This window comes from Neisseria sp. P0022.S010 (assembly GCF_051956635.1).
This window is the reverse complement of record NZ_JBQCXF010000210.1, coordinates 1-5,000: the sequence shown is the minus strand read 5'-3', so window position 1 is coordinate 5,000 and position 5,000 is coordinate 1. Positions and strand designations below refer to the sequence as shown.

5 protein-coding genes are annotated in these 5,000 nt (G+C 46.4%); 1 reads left to right on the top strand and 4 read right to left on the bottom strand.

The features are described from left to right. Positions 1 to 69: 69 nt before the first annotated feature. The 3 genes from ACTHUT_RS13835 to ACTHUT_RS13825 form a co-directional block, all read right to left on the bottom strand. A complete protein-coding gene (locus ACTHUT_RS13835; protein WP_003685330.1) occupies positions 70 to 855 on the bottom strand; it encodes a 1-acylglycerol-3-phosphate O-acyltransferase in 786 nt (261 codons plus the stop codon). Between the two features lie 64 nt (positions 856 to 919). Continuing rightward, a complete protein-coding gene (gene mutM, locus ACTHUT_RS13830) occupies positions 920 to 1,747 on the bottom strand; it encodes a DNA-formamidopyrimidine glycosylase (RefSeq protein WP_250601763.1) in 828 nt (275 codons plus the stop codon). Between the two features lie 43 nt (positions 1,748 to 1,790). Beyond that, complete coding sequence (locus ACTHUT_RS13825; protein WP_348772605.1) at positions 1,791 to 2,450, bottom strand: class I SAM-dependent methyltransferase; 660 nt, start codon at positions 2,448 to 2,450, stop codon at positions 1,791 to 1,793. A gap of 156 nt (positions 2,451 to 2,606) precedes the next feature. On the opposite strand from ACTHUT_RS13825, the gene ACTHUT_RS13820 reads away from it, so the two are divergent. Further along, on the top strand, positions 2,607 to 4,715 hold the full coding sequence (locus ACTHUT_RS13820) for a LysM peptidoglycan-binding domain-containing protein (RefSeq protein WP_250589755.1): 2,109 nt from the start codon (positions 2,607 to 2,609) through the stop codon (positions 4,713 to 4,715). An 85-nt stretch (positions 4,716 to 4,800) separates the two neighbouring features. Here the strand turns inward: ACTHUT_RS13820 and ACTHUT_RS13815 are convergent. After that, on the bottom strand, positions 4,801 to 5,000 hold a 200-nt coding region (locus tag ACTHUT_RS13815; RefSeq protein WP_440418911.1), incomplete at its 5' end, for an IS3 family transposase.

The following is a 5,000-nucleotide window of genomic DNA, read 5'->3' as shown; positions in this document are numbered from 1 at the left end:
CAATTAAACCGAAAACAGCTGTTTCTTTAAATGGAGGCCGTCTGAAATAAAACAAGTACCTGACTGAAATTATTTTTTAGGTAAGGGCTGAACGGGAGAATCCGAAGCCACAATTTCACCGATGGCTGTTTCCGCAATATCCTTCAAAACATAGCGGTCTTTATCCGGCATGTCTGTCGGTTTGTATTGAGGCGAGAAATCCAAACGGATACGGATTTTCTTCATAGAAACAATACGCCATAAAGACTGAAACAGGTTTACCTCCGCATAGGATGGCAGATCCGTCCGTTGTCCTTCGCCATCATAATATCGCAAAGTTACTGCCTGAATCGGCGCTTTCGCATCAATAGCCGATTGAAACAGGGCTGCTTTAAACGGCAAAATACCCAAGCCAGAAGAAGTGCGTGCCTCGGGAAAGAAACTGACATTTTGCCCTGCTTTCAATGCCGCACAAATCGCCTGATTAATCGGCTCGATATCACGGCGGGAATTGCGCTTAATAAACACCGTGCCGGCATTTTTACCCATTTTCCCCAAAACCGGCCAGCCGCTAATTTCCTGTTTCGCAATAAAACTGCTCGGATAAACGGCACTCATGGCAAAAATATCCAACCAAGACACATGATTGGCCACCACCAAAGTACCGCTCACATTTCCTTGCGGCGGTACGCCGATTTCCAATTCGATATCCAAAGCATCCAACGCACCTTTTCCCAAAACAACCACAGCGTGATTGCGTTCCTCTGCATTGTTGCCATCGATGGCACGCAAATCCCGACCGGTTCTGAATAACCAAGCTGCCAAACGGCAAAGTCTGCCCAGTCGTTTAAAAAAAGGAGCTTTTTGTTTAGACATAAAATTTCTTCTGTATTGTGTTCATTATTTTCAGACGGCCTCTGACATTTAAGGCCGTCTGAAACTATTTCTGGCAATTTGGACAATAAAATGTTCCACGCTGCCCCAAAGTTTCTTTAAAAATCAGCCCGCCACATTGGACACAAGGCTCATTGTGACGGCTATAGACCGTATACTCCTGCTGAAAGTAGCCGCTTTTTCCATCGCTATTAACGAAGTCTCGCAGCGTACTGCCGCCGGTTTCAATCGCCCTTTGCAGAACCGCTTTAACGGTTTCCACCAATAATGCGCATTCTTTTTTGGTCAGCTTATTCGCCGGACGCAATGGCGAAATACCTGCCTTAAACAGACTTTCATTCGCATAAATATTGCCAACGCCAACCACCACCGCATTATCCATCAGCGCTAATTTAACTGCTCGCTTTTGGTTTTTCAATTTCTGATACAGGTAATTTGCATCAAAATCGTCCGAGAGCGGCTCCGGCCCCAGTTTTTCCAACAGCGGATGATGCTCGGCAATACCCTCATACCACAATACCGCACCAAATTTACGCGGATCGTGATAACGCAATACGGTACCGTCATCAAATACAAAATCCAAATGATCGTGTTTATCTGGTGTGGCGATACGCTCATCATCGGCGGTAAAAATCCGCAAACTGCCGGACATACCTAAATGAATAAGTAAAATACCTGTTTCAAAAGTAATAATCAAATACTTCGCACGACGGTTGCATGCCAAAATTTTGCGCTCGGCCAAAATTTGCGCCAAGTTTGGATGGATAGCCCATCTCAATTTAAACTGGCGAATAATGACTTTTTCTATCTTTTTGCCATCAATATGCGGCGCGATTCCGCGTAAAGTCGTTTCCACTTCAGGTAATTCAGGCATCATTAGTCTCCAAATTCATCATTATATATAGGCCGTCTGAAAACTATTCAGCCAAACGTGCCGTACTTAAAGCAACCGTATTGCCATCGAATGCAGATTCCAATTCAGGCAAAGGATGGACACCAATTAAATGTTTCGTTAAAACCACACCATAAACCGCCGCACATTGAGGCCACCACCTATCCCCCGCCTTTTCCATAAACCGCCAAAACCGCAAAGCAGATGGCGAATTCACAGCAGGCAGATAATCCATAAACTGCCCATATTCCATTTCAAAACCAATAGCGGCAATTTTTCGTTTCAACTCAGCCAGCGCCAAGCATTGAGATTTCATAGGCAATCTTTTGCCATCAAACCACGAGCTCAATCCCCACAAAGATTTAGGGTTAAATCCCGTCAAAATCAACCTGCCCTCGGGTTTTAATATCCTAAATGCCTCTTGTAACACCAAATCGGCAGATGAAATTTCCAAAAGATGGGGCATCAATAATACATCCACAGAATGCGTTTCAAATGCCAACATTTCAGCATCCATCCGTACATCGCGCGGCACCACAATCATATTTTCAGACGGCCTCTGCCATATACCGCCTAATTGAACTGCCACTTGGCCATTCAAATATTGCAAATGCCGTCTGGAAAAATCCGCCTCTTTTTGAGCAAGATATTGTCCCATTGGCGTTTGCATAAAAAAAACTTCCATTAAAGACTCCCCTATGCATTCTGGCTTGTGTGACAGAATTTTAACACCACGGCCACATCATACAAGCAAATTCCCTGCTCGACTTGACGTTTGAATGCTGAAACGATACCATCGAAAAGACGAAATTTTATTATATATTTGATAACTCTATTTACTATGGCAAAACTAAAAACCATCGCTCTGACCGTTTCAAGCCTGTCGGCAGTTTCCGCCACAGCCTACGCGCAAAACGCCACGCCCAACCAAGTCGGCATGGCCATGATGCGCCTCAACTCCTCCCTGCTCGACCAAGCCAAAGCACAAACCTTCGGCTCTGGTAGCTTGTGGGCATCGTTGCGTAAAGACTTCCGCATCAACGAAGTCAATACAGAACTGGTTCGCCGCCATGAAAACAAATTTGCTGCAAACAGTGCATATTTCGACCGCACCATCTCCCGCAGCAAACCTTATATGTACCATATTGCCAATGAAGTTAAAAAACGCAATATGCCTGCTGAAATCGCTTTGCTGCCTTTCATTGAAAGCGCATTCGTAACCAAAGCCAAATCACACGTCGGCGCATCCGGCCTGTGGCAATTTATGCCGGCTACTGGCCGCCACTTCGGCTTGGAAAAAACGCCTTTATATGACGGCCGCCACGACGTTTACGCCGCTACCGATGCCGCACTGAACTACCTGCAATACTTGCATGGTATGTTCGGCGACTGGTCTTTGGCCCTTGCCGCTTACAACTGGGGCGAAGGTAACGTCGGCCGCGCCGTAAACCGTGCCCGCGCGCAAGGTTTGGAGCCGACATATGAAAACCTGCGTATGCCGAATGAAACACGCAACTACGTTCCAAAACTTTTGGCCGTCCGCAACATCGTTGCCAACCCGCAAACTTTCGGCATGAATATCAGCGAAATCAGCAATCAACCGTATTTCAAATCTGTCAGCATCGACAAACCTATTGATAACAGCACAATCGCTCGCTTTGCAAACATCAGCGAAAGCGAACTGTTGGCACTCAACCCAGGTTTCAATGCCCCAGTATTTATCCCTAAAAACAACCGTCGTCTGTTGTTGCCAGTTTCTGCGGTTTCTGCATTTGAGAAAAACTACCGCAATGCCAATCCAGATACCCTGATGTCTTGGGATATTTATACCTCTTTGGGCAACAAAAAACTTAATGCCATTGCTAAGGATACCGGCATGAGTGTAGCCGAACTCAAACGCCTCAATGGCCTGAGCGGCAGTGCCATTTCTGAAGGTCGCAGCATTTTGGTGGCTAAAAACTCAGCTACCCAAAGTCAAGACATTATTAACTTTATTGACAAAGACAATACTCCGGATACTTACCAATCCAATATGCCGGCCATGTCTCCGATTATTGCTTCCAACGTAGCAGAACCGGTTAAAGTCGCTCAAAATACCGTGACCAATATTGTTTCTCCTGTTGTTCCACAGTCCAGCAAACCGGTTGACTTTATTGCACGCAGCAAAGCTGAAAACGTTACTTCCGTAGCGGTAACAGAAACCAAGGCGCAGCCTCAAGTTGCAAATGCGGATGTAGCCGCCCCTGTTGTAGCCATGCCCCATACTACTTCTGATCCTGCTGCTACAAATGTTGCAGAAGCACCCAAAGCAGCTATCCCTGCCGACTTGACTGCACCGACTGTTGCCGCAAACGATGTAGCCCCTGCTCTAGCAGTTGAATCTGTTGCTGCTGCGCCGGTTCAAGAAGAGCATGATGACCTGATGGCTTTGGTACAAAGCCGACCTGCGGAGGAACTTGCAGCGACTGTCGCTGAAGCAACTCCTGAAGCCAAACAAGTTCAAACTGTTGTCACTGCCGAAAGTGCTCGTGCCGCACGTATCGCAACCAATACCGCTAAACAACAACGCCGCATCAATGCGCGTCTTGCCCGTGTAAACGGTCAACAAAACACACAAACTGCAGCACTTGAAGCAGGCACACACCGCGTGGCAGATGGCGATACGCTGTTTAACATCTCCAAACGTTACAACTTGAGCGTAGCTGATTTGATTATTGCCAACAACATCAAAGGCAACAATATCAAAAAAGGCCAAATCCTTCGGGTCACAGCTGCTCCTGCAAAAGTCCGCAGCAACCCGATTCAAAACGTTTCCTACACTGTACGCAAAGGCGATACTTTGAACACCATCGCCAACCGTTTCAATGTTGATGTTAATGATATCCGCCGTTGGAACCGCAATACCCGTACTGTGACTCCTGGTCAACGTTTGAAACTGATCGGTAGCTAATACTTGCTTCAAAACAAAGGCCGTCTGAAACATTCAGACGGCCTTTGAACTGGCCCCCAAATCTTGGACACTCATAAAAGCCTATTCAGGCGCTCTGTGTAAGCTGGGTTCTGTATGCGACAGGACTCAGCTTTTTCAATTTCAAACTGCAACGCTCACGGTTGTAGTAATCCATATAGTCATCTATCTGTTTCATCAATTCGTCCACCGTCAATTCACCTGCGTTATAGAAACACTCCGTCTTCAACACCGCAAAGAAACTCTCCATCGGCGCATTGTCCCAAC